Origin of the sequence: Leclercia sp. GLN_9 (assembly GCF_043105735.1) — a bacterium.
In the GTDB taxonomy this organism is placed as follows: Bacteria; Pseudomonadota; Gammaproteobacteria; order Enterobacterales; family Enterobacteriaceae; genus Enterobacter; species Enterobacter adecarboxylatus.
The window spans coordinates 138163-155278 of record NZ_JBICLV010000026.1 but is presented as its reverse complement, the minus strand read 5'-3'; the positions used below and the strand labels follow the sequence as shown (position 1 = coordinate 155278).

19 protein-coding genes and 3 tRNA genes are annotated in these 17116 nt (G+C 55.1%); 10 read left to right on the top strand and 12 right to left on the bottom strand.

What is annotated here, in order from left to right:
• Positions 1–168: 168 nt before the first annotated feature.
• Together ACF8PE_RS17540 and ACF8PE_RS17535 are read left to right on the top strand one after the other, a co-directional pair.
• Complete coding sequence (locus ACF8PE_RS17540) at positions 169–1710, top strand: YjjI family glycine radical enzyme (RefSeq protein ID WP_392495130.1); 1542 nt, start codon at positions 169–171, stop codon at positions 1708–1710.
• Positions 1682–2542, top strand: coding sequence for a YjjW family glycine radical enzyme activase (locus ACF8PE_RS17535; protein WP_392495129.1), 861 nt, complete (start codon positions 1682–1684; stop codon positions 2540–2542). Before ACF8PE_RS17540 ends, ACF8PE_RS17535 begins: the two co-directional genes overlap by 29 nt.
• Here the strand turns inward: ACF8PE_RS17535 and ACF8PE_RS17530 are convergent.
• The 8 genes from ACF8PE_RS17530 to ACF8PE_RS17495 all read right to left on the bottom strand — a co-directional run bounded on the left by ACF8PE_RS17530 (position 2537) and on the right by ACF8PE_RS17495 (position 8941).
• Positions 2537–3319, bottom strand: coding sequence for a TatD family hydrolase (locus ACF8PE_RS17530; RefSeq protein WP_392495128.1), 783 nt, complete (start codon positions 3317–3319; stop codon positions 2537–2539). The two genes, ACF8PE_RS17535 and ACF8PE_RS17530, sit on opposite strands and share 6 nt — an antisense overlap.
• Positions 3316–4386, bottom strand: coding sequence for a patatin family protein (locus tag ACF8PE_RS17525; RefSeq protein ID WP_392495127.1), 1071 nt, complete (start codon positions 4384–4386; stop codon positions 3316–3318). Before ACF8PE_RS17525 ends, ACF8PE_RS17530 begins: the two co-directional genes overlap by 4 nt.
• A gap of 147 nt (positions 4387–4533) precedes the next feature.
• The gene (locus ACF8PE_RS17520) at positions 4534–4695 is read right to left on the bottom strand and encodes a DUF1328 domain-containing protein (protein WP_002887716.1); all 162 of its coding nucleotides are present in this window, start codon (positions 4693–4695) and stop codon (positions 4534–4536) included.
• Between the two features lie 123 nt (positions 4696–4818).
• Positions 4819–5436 (bottom strand): molecular chaperone OsmY, encoded by a 618-nt coding sequence (gene osmY, locus ACF8PE_RS17515; protein ID WP_032616406.1) that lies wholly within the window; start codon positions 5434–5436, stop codon positions 4819–4821.
• Between the two features lie 304 nt (positions 5437–5740).
• Positions 5741–7330 carry a peptide chain release factor 3 gene (gene prfC / locus ACF8PE_RS17510; protein WP_032616405.1) on the bottom strand — a complete coding sequence of 530 codons (1590 nt, stop codon included), beginning with the start codon at positions 7328–7330 and terminating at the stop codon, positions 5741–5743.
• Between the two features lie 90 nt (positions 7331–7420).
• Positions 7421–8098 carry a pyrimidine 5'-nucleotidase gene (yjjG, locus tag ACF8PE_RS17505; protein ID WP_392495126.1) on the bottom strand — a complete coding sequence of 226 codons (678 nt, stop codon included), beginning with the start codon at positions 8096–8098 and terminating at the stop codon, positions 7421–7423.
• Between the two features lie 17 nt (positions 8099–8115).
• Entirely contained in the window at positions 8116–8559 is a 444-nt protein-coding gene (rimI, locus tag ACF8PE_RS17500) for a ribosomal protein S18-alanine N-acetyltransferase (RefSeq protein ID WP_032616403.1), read from the bottom strand.
• Complete coding sequence (locus ACF8PE_RS17495) at positions 8528–8941, bottom strand: DNA polymerase III subunit psi (protein WP_032616402.1); 414 nt, start codon at positions 8939–8941, stop codon at positions 8528–8530. The genes rimI and ACF8PE_RS17495 overlap by 32 nt, the downstream gene beginning before the upstream one ends.
• A gap of 102 nt (positions 8942–9043) precedes the next feature.
• Here ACF8PE_RS17495 and rsmC point away from each other — a divergent pair, with 102 nt between their 5' ends.
• The 4 genes from rsmC (at position 9044) to ACF8PE_RS17475 (ending at position 10532) form a co-directional block, all read left to right on the top strand.
• On the top strand, positions 9044–10072 hold the full coding sequence (gene rsmC, locus ACF8PE_RS17490) for a 16S rRNA (guanine(1207)-N(2))-methyltransferase RsmC (protein WP_077227117.1): 1029 nt from the start codon (positions 9044–9046) through the stop codon (positions 10070–10072).
• Positions 10073–10213: 141 nt separating this feature from the next.
• Positions 10214–10299 (top strand) — tRNA-Leu (locus tag ACF8PE_RS17485).
• Between the two features lie 29 nt (positions 10300–10328).
• A tRNA-Leu gene (locus ACF8PE_RS17480) sits at positions 10329–10414 on the top strand.
• A 32-nt stretch (positions 10415–10446) separates the two neighbouring features.
• Positions 10447–10532 (top strand) — tRNA-Leu (locus tag ACF8PE_RS17475).
• A 39-nt stretch (positions 10533–10571) separates the two neighbouring features.
• On the opposite strand, the gene ACF8PE_RS17470 is transcribed toward ACF8PE_RS17475, so the two are convergent.
• Positions 10572–10802, bottom strand: a complete 231-nt coding sequence (locus tag ACF8PE_RS17470; protein ID WP_151583570.1) for a DUF1435 domain-containing protein — start codon at positions 10800–10802, stop codon at positions 10572–10574.
• A gap of 166 nt (positions 10803–10968) precedes the next feature.
• Here ACF8PE_RS17470 and fhuF point away from each other — a divergent pair, with 166 nt between their 5' ends.
• Positions 10969–11757: a siderophore-iron reductase FhuF gene (gene fhuF, locus ACF8PE_RS17465; RefSeq protein ID WP_392495125.1), complete on the top strand. Its 789-nt coding sequence runs from the start codon at positions 10969–10971 to the stop codon at positions 11755–11757.
• Between the two features lie 78 nt (positions 11758–11835).
• Here the strand turns inward: fhuF and ACF8PE_RS17460 are convergent, their stop codons facing one another.
• Positions 11836–13179 carry a PTS sugar transporter subunit IIC gene (locus ACF8PE_RS17460; protein ID WP_032616396.1) on the bottom strand — a complete coding sequence of 448 codons (1344 nt, stop codon included), beginning with the start codon at positions 13177–13179 and terminating at the stop codon, positions 11836–11838.
• A gap of 332 nt (positions 13180–13511) precedes the next feature.
• On the opposite strand from ACF8PE_RS17460, the gene ACF8PE_RS17455 reads away from it, so the two are divergent.
• Positions 13512–13970 carry a YbaK/EbsC family protein gene (locus ACF8PE_RS17455; protein ID WP_032616395.1) on the top strand — a complete coding sequence of 153 codons (459 nt, stop codon included), beginning with the start codon at positions 13512–13514 and terminating at the stop codon, positions 13968–13970.
• Between the two features lie 44 nt (positions 13971–14014).
• Here ACF8PE_RS17455 and bglJ read toward each other — a convergent pair whose 3' ends face one another.
• Together bglJ and ACF8PE_RS17445 are read right to left on the bottom strand one after the other, a co-directional pair.
• Entirely contained in the window at positions 14015–14650 is a 636-nt protein-coding gene (gene bglJ, locus ACF8PE_RS17450) for a DNA-binding transcriptional activator BglJ (protein WP_032616399.1), read from the bottom strand.
• Positions 14650–15381, bottom strand: a complete 732-nt coding sequence (locus ACF8PE_RS17445; RefSeq protein ID WP_392495124.1) for a LuxR C-terminal-related transcriptional regulator — start codon at positions 15379–15381, stop codon at positions 14650–14652. Before ACF8PE_RS17445 ends, bglJ begins: the two co-directional genes overlap by 1 nt.
• 437 nt (positions 15382–15818) lie before the next feature.
• Here ACF8PE_RS17445 and ACF8PE_RS17440 point away from each other — a divergent pair, with 437 nt between their 5' ends.
• Both ACF8PE_RS17440 and ACF8PE_RS17435 read left to right on the top strand, forming a co-directional pair.
• Positions 15819–16595, top strand: coding sequence for a threonine/serine exporter ThrE family protein (locus ACF8PE_RS17440; protein WP_032616393.1), 777 nt, complete (start codon positions 15819–15821; stop codon positions 16593–16595).
• Complete coding sequence (locus ACF8PE_RS17435) at positions 16586–17059, top strand: threonine/serine exporter (protein WP_032616392.1); 474 nt, start codon at positions 16586–16588, stop codon at positions 17057–17059. Before ACF8PE_RS17440 ends, ACF8PE_RS17435 begins: the two co-directional genes overlap by 10 nt.
• Positions 17060–17116 lie beyond the last annotated feature (57 nt).

Sequence of the window (17116 nt, the reverse complement as noted above, 5' to 3'; positions counted from 1 at the left end):
AGTTAATGAAATATGCGTACAAATTTGCATAACAGTAATGAGATCAACTTCAAATAATTTAGCTACAACTGCTGATTAAAGCGTCAGGTACACGCCCGGGATCAAAGGCAGTGGTCGGGACTCTTTTTACAATCCTTCCCCATCATGCAGAAGAAAAAGGAAGCGAACATGCCCCCCGATGCCCTGCAACAACGTTGCCAGCAAATTGTGACAAGCCCGGTGTTAAGCCCCGAACAAAAACGCCATTTTCTGGCGCTGGAGGCAGAAAACAACCTCCCCTACCCGACGTTAGCCCCTGAAGCGCGCCAGGCGCTGGAGGCGGGGTTTATCTGCGATATGTTTGAGGGCCATGCGCCGTACAAGCCACGCTATGTGTTACCCGCCTATGCGATGTTCCTGAAACAGGGCTCGGAATGGCTGGAGCTGGAAGGTGCAAAGGATCTGGACGATGCTCTGTCGCTGTTAACCATCCTTTACCACCATGTTCCGTCCGTTACCGGCATGCCGGTGTACCTCGGCCATCTCGATACGCTGCTGCAGCCGTATGTTAGAATTCTAACACAACAAGAAATCGATATTCGAATAAAACGTTTCTGGCGCTATCTCGACCGTACCCTGCCGGATGCCTTCACCCACGTCAATATCGGCCCGGCAGACGGCCCTGTGACACGCGCCATTTTACGCGCAGATGCAGAGCTTAAGCAGGTTTCACCGAATCTGACCTTTATTTATGATCCTGAGATCACCCCGGATGATCTGCTGCTGGAGGTGGCCAGCAACATCTGCGAATGCAGCAAACCGCACATCGCCAACGGGCCGGTAAATGATAAAATTTTCACAAAAAAAGGCTTTGGCGTCGTCAGCTGTTACAACTCCCTGCCGCTGGCGGGCGGCGGCAGTACCCTGGTACGTCTCAACCTGAAAGCCATCGCGGAACAGAGCGAAACGCCTGAGGCGTTCTTTACCCGCACGCTGCCTTACTATTGTCAGCAGCAGATCGCCATCATCAATGCGCGCTGCGACTTCCTGTATCAACAATCCGGCTTCTTTGAGAATAGCTTCCTGGTAAAAGAAGGGCTGATCGATCCCGACCGTTTTGTGCCGATGTTCGGCATGTATGGCCTGGCCGAAGCGGTGAATGTGCTGTGCGAGAAAGCCGGGATTACGGGGCGCTACGGTAAAGATCAGCAGGCCAACGCTCTGGGGTATCGCATCAGCGAACAATTAGCGACCTTTGTGGAAAATACCCCGGTCAGGTACGGCTGGAAGCAACGCGCCCTGCTGCATGCCCAGTCGGGGATCAGCTCTGACGTTGGCACCACGCCGGGCGCGCGTCTGCCTTATGGTGAAGAGCCCGATCCGATCAGCCATCTGCTGGCGGTTGCGCCGCATCATCAGCACTATCACGCCGGGATCAGCGATATCCTGACTCTGGATGAAACCATCAAGAGCAATCCGCAGGCGGTGGTGGAACTCTGTTTGGGTGCCTTCCGCGCCGGGATGCGCGAGTTCAGCGCCAATATTTCGGGTAACGATCTGGTGCGCGTCACTGGCTATATGGTGCGGCTTTCCGATCTGGAGAAATACCGCGCCGAAGGCTCGCGTACCAACACCACCTGGCTGGGTGAAGAGGCCGCCCGTAACACCCGTATTCTGGAGCGCCAGCCGCGCGTGATAAGCCATGAACAACAGATGCGCTTTAGTCAGTAAGATTATCCCGTTCTCCTGCGTTGACGGGCCCGGCAGCCGCCTGGCCCTGTTTCTGCAAGGGTGCAACCTGCGCTGCAAAACCTGCCACAACCCGTGGACGATAGGCCGCTGCAACGACTGCGCGTCGTGCGTGCCGCACTGCCCGCATGACGCGCTGAACATTCAGGCTGGACGGGTCTGGTGGGATGATGCCCGCTGCCAGCAGTGCGACACCTGTCTGCAGATGTGCCCGCAGCAGGCGACGCCCATGGCGCTGCGTTTAAGCGTGGAGGAGGTGGTGGCGCAGATCCGCAACGTGTCACCCTTTATCTCCGGCATCACCGTCAGCGGCGGAGAAGCCACTACACAGCTGCCGTTTCTGGTGGCGCTGTTTTCAGCCCTGAAGGCCGATCCGCAGCTGCAACATTTGACCTGTCTGGTGGACAGTAACGGTCTGTTAAGTGAAACCGGCTGGCAAAAACTGCTCCCGGTGTTTGACGGTGCGATGCTGGATCTTAAAGCCTGGAACGCGGCGCACCATTGCTATCTGACCGGGCGCGACAACGTGCTTATCAAGCGCAGCATCCACTGGCTGGCCGCGCACCACCGGCTGAGCGAGCTGCGTCTGCTGGTGATCCCGGATCGCTGCGATTACCTGACGCACCGCCGGGAGCTGGTCGAGTTTATTCGCCAGTTAGGGGATGTGCCCGTCAGGATCAACGCCTTCCATGCGCACGGCGTCTATGGCGAAGCCCGACACTGGCGTAGCGCCACGGCAGAGGATGTCGAACCACTGGCCGGGATGCTGGAGCATGAGCGGATCAGGGTGATCCGCCCGGCGCTCTATTTATAGCGGCAGGTCGAACAGCGTGCGGGTGTTGTTCAGCAATGCCGCGGCGATCTCATCCGCAGGCTCGTCACGCAGTTCACACAGAGTCGAAAACACCCGCGCCGCCTGCTCCGGGCGGTTCGGCTGGCCCTGAAAACCGTTGAGCGGCATGTCGGGGGCATCGGTTTCCAGCAGCAGAGCGGAGAGCGGTAATTGCGCCATTACATCGCGCGTTTTACTGGCCCGTGGATAGGTGATCGTGCCGCCGACGCCAATTTTATAGCCCATCTCGACAAAGCGCTGCGCCTGCTGCAGGCTGCCAGCAAAACCATGGACCATGCCGGTACGCGGCAGATCCTGCCGTTTAAGGTGCATCGCCAGTTTGTCGTGGGTACGCCGGGAGTGGAGGATCACCGGTAAATCGTAGCGTTTCGCCAGCTTCAGCTGTGCGTCGAGGATCGCCTCCTGACGATCAAAGTGCGGATCCTCCCGATAAAGATCGAGGCCGATCTCCCCTACCGCCACCAGTCTTTCCGGGCGCGCCGCCAGCGCCGCTTCCAGTTGATCCAGATGTGCATCCTGGTGGGATTCGATCACAATCGGATGCAGGCCCAGCGCCATATACAGCGTCGGATAGCGCGCCCCGAGGCGCAGGACGCGATCGATGCTCGCCACATCAATCGATGGCACCACAATCGCCATCACTCCCGCATCGGCGGCACGCTGGAGGCTGGCTGGCTCATCGTCAGTAAAAGGCGGGAAATCAAAGTGGCAATGGGTATCGATAAAGCGGTAAGTCACGCCAGATCCTCGTTATCAAACAGGGTGTCATTGGCCTCAGGGGCCATCACCAGCGGCGTGGTGACAGCATCGTTGGCCACGCTTGCCGGGGAAACCACCACCGGAGCAGGGGCAATAATATGCTGATGGCGGCGCAGCGGTGGACGTTCAGCTAACAGCTTGCCCACCGTGGCCAGGAAATAACGCCCGCACAGGCGCCCGGTTTTGTAGTCGTCCCGCAGGGCGGGCACGCGGCTGCCCAGCGCCATGCTGTTAAGCGGACGCGGGGGATAGATTTCAAAGATGCGCAGCTTACCCGGCGGCTTCTCGATAAAACGCTGGATGGTGTGATAGCTGGCCTCATGATGTGAAACCAGATTCAGCATCGGTTGCAGGCTGCTGGTGCCCAGCCAACGTTCCATCCGCTTAAACCACTGCGGCGTGTAGTACATCTGCGACGGCACGGTGCGGATCACCACGATGGTCTGGGCACCGCGTCGGGCCGCCTCCTGCACCGGGATCGCGTCGCTGACGCCACCGTCCAGATAGGCAATGCCGTCCAGCGCTGCGCCGGTGCGGTAGAAACCAGGGATGGCACTGGAGGCGCGAAGAATATCCAGCCAGTTCTCTTTTTGCGGGGAGAAGTAGCTGGCCGAGTAGTCATCGCCGCGACAGGCGCACATCCAGAAAGCTTTTCCGGTATCGAACAGGCGCGAAGCGGTATCCATTGCCAGCGGCATTTGGCTGGCAGTGGCCTCCAGAAGCCAGTCGAGGTCGATAAGATTCCCGCCGCGTACAAAGCGCAGTGGATCGAAAAATTCGCGGGAGGTGGTGTAACGCATGATCACTTTCCGGGCATAGCCCGGCTGATGACAGACGTAGGCCGAGAGATTTTGCGCCCCGGCGGAGGTGCCAAGGTAGAGATCAAACGGGTTAAACTGCGCGCGCATAAATTCGTCCAGCACGCCAGCCGTGAAGATCCCTCGCTGTCCGCCGCCCTCACACACCAGGGCCATCTGGCCTGGTCGAAAGGGTTTCAGCGCCAGCGGCGCAATGTTGCCGAGCGTAACCGGAATTCGCTGTCCCACCTCTGCTGTCCTGTTTTTTATTTGTTTTGTTATTACACAGTAGCGTACACCCGGCGTATTACTCAAATCGGATGCCGACAAACGCCAGCCATAAAAAAGGCTCATGCAGAGCATGAGCCTTTTTCGTCAACTAACCCATAACCTGAGCTATGGACGACGGCGTCCGGTGAACAGGCTAACCAGGAACAGGATAATACCGACGACGAAGACAATTTTCGCCGCACCCGCCGCGGTACCCGCCAGACCACCAAAACCCAGAGCGGCGGCAATTAACGCGATAACCAGAAAAATGATACCCCAACGAAACATAAGACTCTCCTTTACCATAGTTAATGTCGACCGCATGGTGAGCGCTCAGGTTGCTCACGGCGATACTAAGGTTTAATTCTTATCTCGCCTTCTGGCCTCAGCCAGAAGGACGATTGTGGTGTTTTATTTAACCTTCAGGTCGTTTTTAACGCTTTTCACGCCATCAATGGCTTTTGCGATGCTCTCGGCACGATCGCTCTGTGCTTTTGAATCCACAGTACCGCTCAGTTGAACAACACCGTCGGTGGTTTCAACTTTCACTTTACGTGATGGCACGATGTCATCAGCTAACAGTTTAGCTTTGATTTCGCTGGTAGTTGCAGTATCGCCGGCATAGCCTTTGGCAGACTGCTCTTTACCGTCACGCACATGCAGTTTGTCGCTGACAGAGGTCACACCCTCTACCTTCTTCGCCACGGCAACCGCTTTTTCAGCCTGCGCCTGACTCTCGACAAAGCCACTCAGCGTGACCACATTTTTCTCGGTTTCTACGGAGATGTCGGTGCTCTTAATATCATCAGCATCCACCAGCGCCGCTTTTACTTTCGCTGTGATAGAGCTGTCATCCATGAAGTTACCGACTTTATTCATAGAGTTATCGATTTTTTCCCCAGCGGTGTTTGCTGTGGATTGCGCTTTATCAGTGGCGGTGGTTTCTGCCATTGCAGAACCGCATACCAGAGCGCTACCCATCATTACCGCCAACAGAGTTTTCGAAATCTTCAGTTTTTTAGTATTCATCGATGTATTCCTGTGGTTTGCTCCGAATTCGAGCGTAAATCATCATGTGTAAGTAGTCTTTCATCCTACTAATCAACACTCGGGCGAGATGAGAACCTTATCAACACGCATTGAGTGGAGCTTTCATCTGCGCCCGGTGTTAAACACTGAGTTAAATATAGATCACTCTCGCAGCGCTGCTTTCAGAATTGACTAATAAATGAGCAATAAGTAACAAAAGATGATGAATTAAGAACATTCCGCAAGGGATTAATAAGGCAGGGATTTAAGCAGAGCACGGCGGCTGCCGTGCTCTGAGAAGGGATTAGTGCTCGCGGGTTTTACGGAACTGAATATCCGGGTAACGATCGTGCGCCAGGTTCAGGTTAACCATGGTTGGGGCGATATACGTGAGGTTATCACCGCCATCCAGCGCCAGCTGGACTTCGTTCTTACGCTTAAATTCTTCGAATTTCTTCACGTCAGAACACTCAACCCAGCGCGCCGTCGCCACGTTGACCGATTCGTAAATCGCTTCAACGTTGTATTCGCTCTTCAGGCGGGCAACAACCACGTCGAACTGCAGCACACCGACGGCGCCGACAATCAGATCGTTATTGGAAATAGGACGGAACACCTGCACCGCACCCTCTTCCGATAGCTGAACCAGCCCTTTCAGCAGCTGTTTCTGTTTCAGCGGATCCCGCAGGCGGATACGACGGAACAGTTCCGGCGCGAAGTTCGGAATACCGGTGAACTTCATCATCTCGCCCTGGGTAAAGGTGTCACCGATCTGGATGGTGCCGTGGTTATGCAGACCGATGATGTCGCCCGGATACGCCTCTTCCACGTGGGAACGGTCGCCGGCCATAAAGGTCAGTGCATCGGAGATCACCACGTCTTTACCGGTACGCACCTGACGCAGCTTCATGCCCTTTTCATATTTACCGGACACCACACGCATAAAGGCCACGCGGTCGCGGTGTTTCGGGTCCATGTTGGCCTGAATTTTAAACACGAAACCGGTGAACTTCTCTTCGCTGGCAACCACTTCACGGGTGTCGGTGTTGCGCGGCATTGGCTGCGGCGCCCACTCCACCAGGCCGTCCAGCATATGGTCAACGCCGAAGTTACCCAACGCGGTACCGAAGAAGACCGGGGTGATTTCACCGCTCAGGAACAGCTCCTGGTCGAACTCGTGGGAAGCACCTTTGACCAGCTCCAGCTCGTCACGCAGCTGCTCTGCCAGCTCATCGCCCACTGCCGCGTTCAGCTCAGGGTTATCCAGCCCTTTAACGACGCGCACTTCCTGGATGGTGTGACCTTTACCGGTCTGATACAGGTAAGTTTCGTCTTTATAGAGGTGGTAAACCCCTTTAAACAGCTTGCCGCAGCCAATAGGCCAGGTGATTGGCGCACAGGCGATCTTCAGCTCGCGTTCCACTTCGTCCATCACTTCCATCGGATCGCGGATGTCACGGTCGAGTTTGTTCATAAAGGTGAGGATCGGCGTATCGCGCAGACGGGTAACTTCCATCAGCTTACGGGTACGGTCTTCTACACCTTTTGCGGCATCGATCACCATCAGACAGCAGTCCACCGCCGTCAGGGTACGGTAGGTATCTTCGGAGAAGTCTTCGTGCCCCGGGGTATCAAGCAGGTTCACCAGGCAGTCGTGATACGGGAACTGCATCACGGAGGTGGTGATCGAGATACCACGCTGCTTTTCCATCTCCATCCAGTCAGATTTTGCATGCTGGCTGGAGCCACGGCCTTTTACCGTACCGGCGGTCTGGATCGCCTGTCCGAACAGCAACACCTTTTCGGTGATGGTGGTTTTACCGGCATCCGGGTGAGAGATAATGGCAAAAGTACGGCGCTTCGCCACCTCTTGCAGATAAGGAGACAACGTCATAATAGAATCTTCTATAAAAAGCGCGGCAGCAGGCCACGCATCATGAATACGAAAATGCGGCTATTTTACCCATCAATGGGGGGCAGGCAATCAATGTTTACACAGGAGTTGCTCCAGTACGCTCAGGGAGGCCACGGTCCAGGTCGGGTTGATTCCTTCCGGCAGGGGGCGATTGTGCGCATTCAGCCAGCAGGTGGACAGCCCGGCGTTCATCCCGCCGAGGATATCGGACTCGGCCGTATCCCCCACCATCAGCACCTTTGACCGATCAGGGTTTCCGGCCTGGTCCAGCGCATAATCGAAAATTTTGGCTGCCGGTTTGGCCACACCCACCTGTTCGGAGATCACTAATAAATCAAAGTAGTCACGAAAACCGGTGCGCTCAAGGCGGACCTGCTGTAACGCGGTAAAGCCGTTGGTGATGATCCCAAGCTTCGCCTTTCCTTTCAGGGAGGCGAGCAGCGACGCGGCGCCCGGCAGGGGGGCGCAGATCTCTGCCATCGCGTTCAGGAACGCATAATTCAGATCGCCCGCCGGGACGTTCAGGCGCTCAGACCATCCCTGAAAACGTTGATGCTGCAGCTGTAACGCGGTGATCGCCCCGTTCTGGTAATCGACCCACAGCGGTTTATTCACCGTCTGGTAATCCTGGAAATCTTCAGCGGTAAAGGTCACGCTGTAGTAGAGAAACATCCGCTGTAAGCCACCAAACGCATCGAAGGTAAACAGCGTTTCGTCAGCATCAAAGAAAATCCAGTCCCAGTTCATCGTTACAACCTTTTTAGTTATCCAAGCGGCAGAGCCATGATGATGGCGTCTTCACGTCCTTCTGCGGTGGGGTAATAGTTACGGCGGATCGTCGCCTCGTTGAAGCCCAGGCTTTCATAGAGTGCGATGGCGGCGGCGTTCGAGGCCCGTACTTCCAGCCACAGCGTGAACACGTCTCGTGCTTCCAGCTCGCGAATTAAATGTTCCAGCAGTTCTCTGCCCAGCCCACGGCGCTGGAAAGCAGGATCTACGGCGATGTTAAACAGCGTCGCCTCATCCAGAACGACCTGCGTAATGGCGAAAGCCGCCAGGGTATTATCGACATCCAGTCGATAGTTGAGGTAACGCTCGCCCTGGTTGCTGGCAAACGTTTTTTCACTCCACGGAAAGGCGTGGGCGCGTTTTTCGATCTCAAAAGCCTGCGCTAAATCAGTCGTCGTGAGGGAAGAAATTGTGTTCATGTTCGCAGATTTGTTGCCACAGCGCGCGACGTGCCGCCGGGTTCGCGTTAAGTTCGTCCAATGCCGGGGTGGCCAGGTTGCCGCCCTCCAGCGCTATTTCTTCCATCACGCCAAGCTGCCAGCTGTTACAGCGACCGTCTGGCGGTAGCATGGCCACGCGATCGGGCGTGAGCTGGAGCACCTGGTCGGCACCCAGCTTCAGGGCGCGCAGCACGTCGGCAATCAGCGGCTCGTTCAGCGCGGGCAGGCTCTGCGCCACCATCACCAGACGAATGTGCGCCGGAAGCGAGATGGCGATTTCGCCCTGCAAGGCCGCCGGGCGGCGCAGCGCCCACTGGGTGATACCCAGTTGCTGTAATTGCCTGTCTCGTCGGGATGCCATTGCGAAAACTCCTGTCTGTCAGGCGCGCAAATATACCAAATGTGTCGAATCTGCGCCATCTACCTACTATAATCCCCGCCTGAGTTTATTGAGGAACAATTCATGTCTGCATTTACCCCGGCAAGTGAAGTCTTGCTGCGCCACAGTGATGATTTCGAACAAAGCCGTATTCTGTTTGCCGGAGATATGCAGGATGACCTGCCTGCCCGTTTCGAGTGCGCTGCGAGCCGCGCGCACACCCAGCAGTATCACCACTGGCAGGTACTGAGCCGCCAGATGGGCGAGCGCGTTCGCTTTAGCCTGGTGGCTGAGCAGAGCGACATCGCGGATTGCGATACGCTGATCTACTACTGGCCGAAGAACAAACCTGAAGCCCAGTTCCAGCTGATGAACCTGCTCTCCCTGCTGCCGGTGGGCTGCGATATTTTCGTGGTCGGTGAAAACCGCAGCGGCGTGCGTAGCGCCGAGCAGATGCTGGCCGATTACACTACCCTGAACAAAGTTGACAGCGCTCGCCGCTGCGGCCTGTACCATGGCCGTTTGGACAAAAAACCAACCTTCGACGCGGAAAAATACTGGGGCGAATATCAGCTGGATGGCCTGACCATCAAAACGCTGCCGGGCGTATTCAGCCGTGATGGTCTGGACGTTGGCAGCCAGTTGCTGCTCTCCACCTTTACGCCGCACACCAAAGGCAAAGTGCTGGATGTCGGCTGTGGCGCAGGCGTGCTCTCCGCCGTACTCGCCAGCCACTCACCGAAGGTGCGTTTGACCCTCACCGATGTCGGCGCATCCGCCATTGAAGCCAGCCGTGCGACCCTGGCCGCTAACGGCATTGAGGGCGAGGTATTTGCCTCCAACGTGCTCTCCGACGTGACCGGTCGTTTCGATATGATTATCTCCAACCCGCCGTTCCATGATGGGGTAGAAACCACCCTCGAGGCCGCGCAGACGCTGATCCGCACTGCGGTACGCCATCTGAATAGCGGTGGTGAGCTGCGTATCGTGGCTAACGCCTTCCTGCCGTATCCAAAAGTGCTGGACGAAGTCTTCGGCTTCCACGAAGTGCTGGCGCAAACGGGCCGCTTTAAGATCTACCGTGCGATCATGACCCGTCAGGCGAAGAAGTAACGTCTCCCTCCGGCCTGATCTGCGCGATCAGGCCATTTTTGCAACGATCAAAACATCCGGCACAATTATCTATTGACGAATAGCTGAAAACATCTAGAATGCGCCTCCGTGGTTACGATACTTTTTTTGTATCGATGGTATGCGAAGGTGGCGGAATTGGTAGACGCGCTAGCTTCAGGTGTTAGTGTCCTTAGGATGTGGGGGTTCGAGTCCCCCCCCTCGCACCAATAACCATGATTGATATTGCTCGCACTGGGCGAAGGTGGCGGAATTGGTAGACGCGCTAGCTTCAGGTGTTAGTGTCCTTAGGATGTGGGGGTTCGAGTCCCCCCCCTCGCACCAACGAGGCGATATCAATACAATAAGATGACTGTGCGAAGGTGGCGGAATTGGTAGACGCGCTAGCTTCAGGTGTTAGTGTCCTTAGGATGTGGGGGTTCGAGTCCCCCCCCTCGCACCAATTATCTTATCTCTCCTGATTTTCTCTCTTGTTACCCTTTCAGTTCAGATTCATCACCAGAACCCACATTCCCGCAATAAGCGCAACACATGATGGCAGCAGCACAAAGTGCCGCAGTTGTTTATGCCAGATCATGGCGGATGACATGAGTAATCCCGACACGATAATCACTTTCCAGACCGCCAGCGACAGATCGGTAAATGCCAGCCCGGCAATCATCGCCCCCGGCAATATCACTCCCCATCCACTCCCTAACGCTCTGCTCAACATGATCTGTCCCCCAACCCGATAATGATAACCAATATCATATGACATAATTTCTCATTTGTCAGCGTGGGCTTATGTGAGACTTAATTATATAAAACATCTTGCGCCCGGTTTTATCTATAGTTAGGATTGGCAATCATTATCATTTAGATTTTTATCCAGCCCAATTATGGCCATACGCTCTGCACACGTCATTGAGAATGTCATCTGGCAAACCCGCCTTCCGGCCGGGCCTTCAGGGCTTGCGGATACGGTGCGTGACGCCATTGCCGAGACGCGTGCGCATATGCTGGATGTCATCAAGCTGGATGAAACGCCTCCGCACCATGCCCTGACGCTGGCACAGTGGCAACGCCCTGCCGAGTTGCAGTCATTGCTGGCCACCTACTCCGATCATATCTACCGCAACCAACCTACTCTGGCGCGCGAAAACAAGCCGCTGCTGTCGCTTTGGGCGCAATGGTATATCGGGCTAATGGTACCGCCGATGATGCTGGCTCTGCTTACCCAGGAGGTGGCGCTGGATCTCTCCCCTGAACACTTCCACGTTGAGTTTCATGAAACCGGGCGTGCCGCCTGCTTCTGGATCGACGTTCAGGAAGACAGCCAGACCACCTCGCTTTCTGCACAGCAACGAATGGAAGTGCTGATTACCCGGGCGCTGATCCCGGTGGTTGAGGCGCTGGAAGAGACAGGTGAGATCAACGGCAAACTTATCTGGAGCAATACCGGATACTTAATTCACTGGTATCTGACCGAAATGAAAACCCTGCTGGGTGATGAGAAGGTGGACACATTGCGTCAGGCCATTTTCTTTGCCCGCCAGCTGTCGGATGGGCGTGATAACCCGCTTTACCGCACCGTGGTGCCGCGCGACGGGCTGCTGGTGCGTCGTACCTGCTGCCAGCGTTATCGCCTGCCGGATGTTCAGCAATGTGGGGACTGCACGCTTAAATAAACGAGTGCGGCCTGATGCCCTCACCCTCTCCCAACAAATACTAAAAACGGCGACCTCTGGTCGCCGTTTTGCTTTTACCTATGCCACCTGCTGACTTTCTTCGTCGGCACGTTGGGCCTCTTCGGCTTCCTGCGCCAGCAACTGCTTCTCGTACACTTTAAAGAACGGGTAGTAGATGATGGCAGAGACGAGGGCTAACAGCAGCACCAGTACCGCCGCACGGAAGTCCCAGCCCAGCGCCCATGCGGCACCCACAGGCGCAGGCGCCGTCCACGGCACTACGGAAATCACCCGGCCAATCAGATCCAGCTTCATCGCCGCCCACGCCAGTACCGCATTCACCATCGGTGCCAACAGGAATGGAATGAAGAACACCGGGTTCATGACGATCGGCGTACCAAAGATCACCGGCTCGTTGATGTTGAAAATACTTGGCACCACGCTCAAACGGCCAATCGACCGCAGGTGCGCCGAGCGGCTGCGCAGGTAGCAGAACACCAGCCCCATCGTCGCCCCGGAACCCCCAATCACAATGAAGAAGGTCCAGAACGCCTCCATAAAGATGTGCGGCAGCGGCGCGCTCTGCGCCAGCGCGGTCTGGTTCATCCCCAGGTTGGTCAGCCAGAACATCTGCAGCATCCCGGAGACAATCGCCGCCCCGTGGATCCCCGCAAACCACAGCAGATGGCCGATCAGCACCGCCAGCAGGATCGCAGGCAGCGAATCCGCAGCAGACACCAGCGGTTTAAAGATGGCCATAATTGCCTGCGGGATCAGCATGCCAAATTCCGACTGGATAAACAGGCTCAGCGGATAGAGGGTTAACACCACCACCAGCACCGGGATCAGCAGATCGAAGGAGTTTTTGATCATCGGCGGCACCTGATCGGGCAGGCGGATACCGATGTTGTGCGCTTTCAGGAAACGCATCATCTCCACGCAGTAGATCGCCACCAGAATGGCGGTAAAAATCCCCGTCCCACCGAGGCTATCCACCGGCAGCGCACCTTTGGTTTTTGGCGCCGCAATCAGCAGGAAGGCCATCAGCGACAGCATCGCGCACATGAAAGGATCGAGCTGGTGCGACTTCACGTAGTGCTTGCCGAGGTTGTAGGCGATAGCCGCGCAAATATAAAGAGACATCACCCCCATCGTCATATCGAACGGGGTCAGAATCTGGCCTTCAAACTGTTTCGCCATATCCAGCCAGGCGCGGGCAAAGCCCCAGGTGGTATCCGGTGAAAACGGCGGATAGGCAAACACTAATAAGAACGAGCCGACAATCATAAACGGCATGGCGGAGATAAAGCCGTCGCGGATCGCCATTACGTGACGCTGGGAAGAGATGCGTCCGGCAATGGGGCTGACATAGTTTTCAACAAAGCGGAATATCAGGTTAAACGCAGCATGGTTGGCAGACATAACGGCTCTCCTGTCAGACGATCGTTTCGGGCGCAGTTACGCCGCTCGGTGTTCCATATACCACTTTCACCACCTTGCTGGTTCGCTTACCAGCGGTACTGCTCAAACGGATAGGTTTCATAATCGACTCTTATTATTTATTGGATACAGGGGAAATGACGTAATCAGTATTAATCTCCGCTTCCCGGTCTGCAACCGGTTACTGTAACCGGTTTCCGTGATTGTGAAGAGGATCCAGAAATCGCTGATGTTGGAGTTTTGTTACTTAGGGAATATTTACAGAGCATAATTTCTTATGACAGATTACACAGCGTATTTTTCTGGAGGAAACAATGAGTTTGCAGTCTGTGCGTCAGTTTTTTGCTGACCATGCTCCCGACGTAGAAGTTATCGAGCTGGGTCAAAGTACCGCTACCGTTGCGCTGGCTGCCGAGGCGCACAATGTCGCGCCAGGGCAAATAGCGAAAACGCTGTCCCTGAAAATTAAAGATGAGGTGATCCTGGTCGTCGCCAAAGGTGATGCGCGCCTGGATAATAAAAAGCTGAAGCAGACCTTTGGCGCAAAAGCCCGGATGCTGAGCAGCGATGAGGTGGTGACGGTAACCGGGCACCCCGTCGGCGGCGTATGCCCTTTCGGGCTGGAAAACCCGCTGGCGGTCTACTGCGATATTTCGCTCAGGCAGTATGCCGAAGTCCTGCCTGCTGCTGGTGCCATTCACAGCGCGGTGCGCATTTCACCGGAACGCATGGCCGAGCTAACCAAAGCCACCTGGGTGGACGTTTGCCTGTAACCCCTGCGCCAGATGTGACTCTGGCGCAGACAGGTTATTACGCGTCAGGAATGGAGCGGAGAGAGGAAGTGCAGCGCGCGGTGGTCGGGTATGGGAAACAGCGTCAGAATATCTGCCGCATCCAGTAACCCCACATCGGAGTGCACGCCGAGCTTCATCATGGCATTAAATTTATGCGCCCGAATGGTTTTGATATTGCGCTCCAGCTGGGTGGCAATTTGCGCGAGGGAATAGCCACACGACATATACTGCAAAATGGCGCGCTCGGATGGGCTTAGCAACCGTCCACGATGAATATTCCAGTGATGCAGCTTGCTGTCGTTCGCCCGCCGGGTCTCGCTCAACATTTTGCTGAGCTGCTCCTGCAGCGTGGCCAGCGAATGAGATTTCAGAAGAATTCCGTGCAAACGTGACGGCGAAAGCTGGTTTATCAGGCTTGCTTCTTTTTCGTCTGACGCCAGGACAATGCGCTGAATCATGCCGTGGGTAGCAGTCAACTCCTTGATGCACAGCAGACAATTTCGTCGCTCTTCACGCTCATCGGAGAGGGAATAAATCAACGTTGAATACGGAACAGAATTAAGGGTGGATTGAAAACTGGCGATGTTATTAAAAAGGTGTACTTCGTAAGCATTCAGTGATGGGCTGGCAAAAAGGTGTTTCAGCCCCATAGCACTCATCATGCACTTTTCGACGATAGCGATATGTCTTTTCGCGGCACTCTTTTCCATTCGTCTTGCTCTCCATAGGCTGAGAATAAATTCAGCTCTTTCATTCCCTTGGTGCTGTTAATCCACGCGTACATTTCGGCATTACTGGTTAAAGAGAGTCGCCTCATGGCGCTATTCTTTTGCGCGCTTACCGTTTTATTACTTTTCTTCAGTAATGTAGCGATCTGATTAATTCCCCATCCTTTGCCGAGCAGGCGCAGTACTTTGCGCTCTGAAAAGGTCAACATGACGTCACCCTGAGCATCATGAAACTCTTCCGCCGCGGGTTTTAACAACGTCTGACTAATTCGTTCAGCGCGTTCACTCCCGGAACGAATCGCATTAACCACAACGTCAATGGACTCCATATCGGAAAGTAAGGTACTTTCTGGCCGCATTAAGAGCTCGACAGCGAAGGGATAAATGGCGCGCGGAACCAGATAAATCCAGTGAATATCCCGATACTGGTTTTGTAGCTTGTAAAACTGTTCACAGAGGCTGCGCGCATTGCGCGGGTCGCCAGACAGATCCGCAATGACAACAAAGGCACGGCGTAACTGAAGAAGCGTCAGCTCCTCCTGAGACCGGCTAAACGCGTGTTCGCAGTCTGGAAAATAACGAGACATAATGCTGCCGAGACCGGTTTGCATTATGGGTGATTTACTGATGATTATTGCGCTTTTACAATTTATAGATGACATTGGCGCTCCGAATCCATTCATAAAGTCATTTCACGTCTTTCATCCAGTTGAAATACCCGCTTCTTTTACAGGGCGACGTAAAAATGTAATGTTTTTCCTTTTTCATTAGCTGAGCGAAATGAGAATGCGAAAAGAATCCGCATCACAAATTTATACACCGCCAAAATCGGCATTAATGTCGCGGAATCCGCACGAAATGTTAAGTCTCTGGTCATAATATTATCCTAAATAGGATATTAGTTATTCTAAATATAAAAATTATAAATATAGATATATTAAACCCATAGAAAATAATAATTAGTTACCCTGCATTTCCGAAAACCTTAGGTCGCTAATCGGCTTAAACCTTGATCTAACCCAGAGTAAGCCTCACCGGGTTGTGTGCTACAAGTAACCCTTCTGACCATCCAACCGTCACTCTCTCCTCAGGGCAACAGATGCAGGCAGATCAGTCATCACAACGCACCGCCACGCGACTGTGTATTCAGTGCGGCCTTTTTTTATTGCAGCATGGCGCAGAGAGCGCCCTGGTCGAGGAGCTGTCCACACGCCTGGGGCTGGCGCTGGGGATGGACAGCGTGGAGAGTTCCATCTCGTCGAATGCCATTGTGCTGACCACCCTTAAAGCAGGCCAATGCCTGACCTCCACGCGCAAAAACCAGGATCGCGGGATCAACATGCACGTTGTCACCGAGGTGCAGCACATCGTCATCATGGCGGAACATAAGCTGCTGGATGCGCAGGGGATCGAAAAACGCTTCAGCCAAATCAAGCCGCTGCGCTATCCGCGCTGGCTGGTGGTGATGATGGTCGGCCTCTCCTGCGCCTGCTTCTGCAAGCTCAATAATGGCGGCTGGGACGGTGCCTTTATCACGTTAATTGCCAGCACCCTCGCCATGTACGTGCGTCAGGTGCTGACCCACCGGCATCTGCACCCGCAAATTAACTTCTGCATTACCGCCTTTGTCGCCACCACGGTGTCTGGTTTACTGCTGCGGATCCCGGCATTCGCCACCACGCCCACTATCGCCATGGCCGCCAGCGTGTTGTTGTTGGTGCCGGGATTTCCACTGATTAATGCCGTGGCCGACATGTTTAAAGGGCATATTAATACCGGCCTGGCGCGCTGGGCGATCGCCAGTTTGCTGACCCTGGCCACCTGTATCGGGGTGGTGATGGCCATGACGTTGTGGGATCTTCGCGGATGGGCGTAATCGAATTTATAGGGGCACTGGCCCAGGACATGCTGCTGTCGGCTATTCCGGCGGTGGGTTTTGCCATGGTGTTTAACGTTCCCCGCCGCGCCCTGCCGTGGTGTGCGCTGCTGGGGGCGATAGGGCATGGCTCGCGGATGGCGATGATGACCGCCGGGCTGAATATCGAATGGTCAACCTTTATGGCCTCGATGCTGGTTGGCAGCATTGGGATCCAGTGGTCGCGCTGGTATCTGGCCCACCCGAAAGTCTTTACCGTCGCGGCGGTCATCCCGATGTTTCCGGGCATTTCGGCCTATACCGCCATGATTTCAGCGGTGAAAATTAGCCATTTTGGCTACAGCGAAGCGCAGATGATCCTGCTGCTGACCAACTTCCTGAAAGCCTCGTCGATTGTCGGCGCGCTTTCGATCGGGCTGTCGATCCCCGGGCTGTGGCTCTATCGCAAGCGCCCCCGGGTCTGAGAGTTGTGTTCTCCCGCTGCCGTGGCGATAATCCTGTGTTCTCATGTGGCTAAGTAA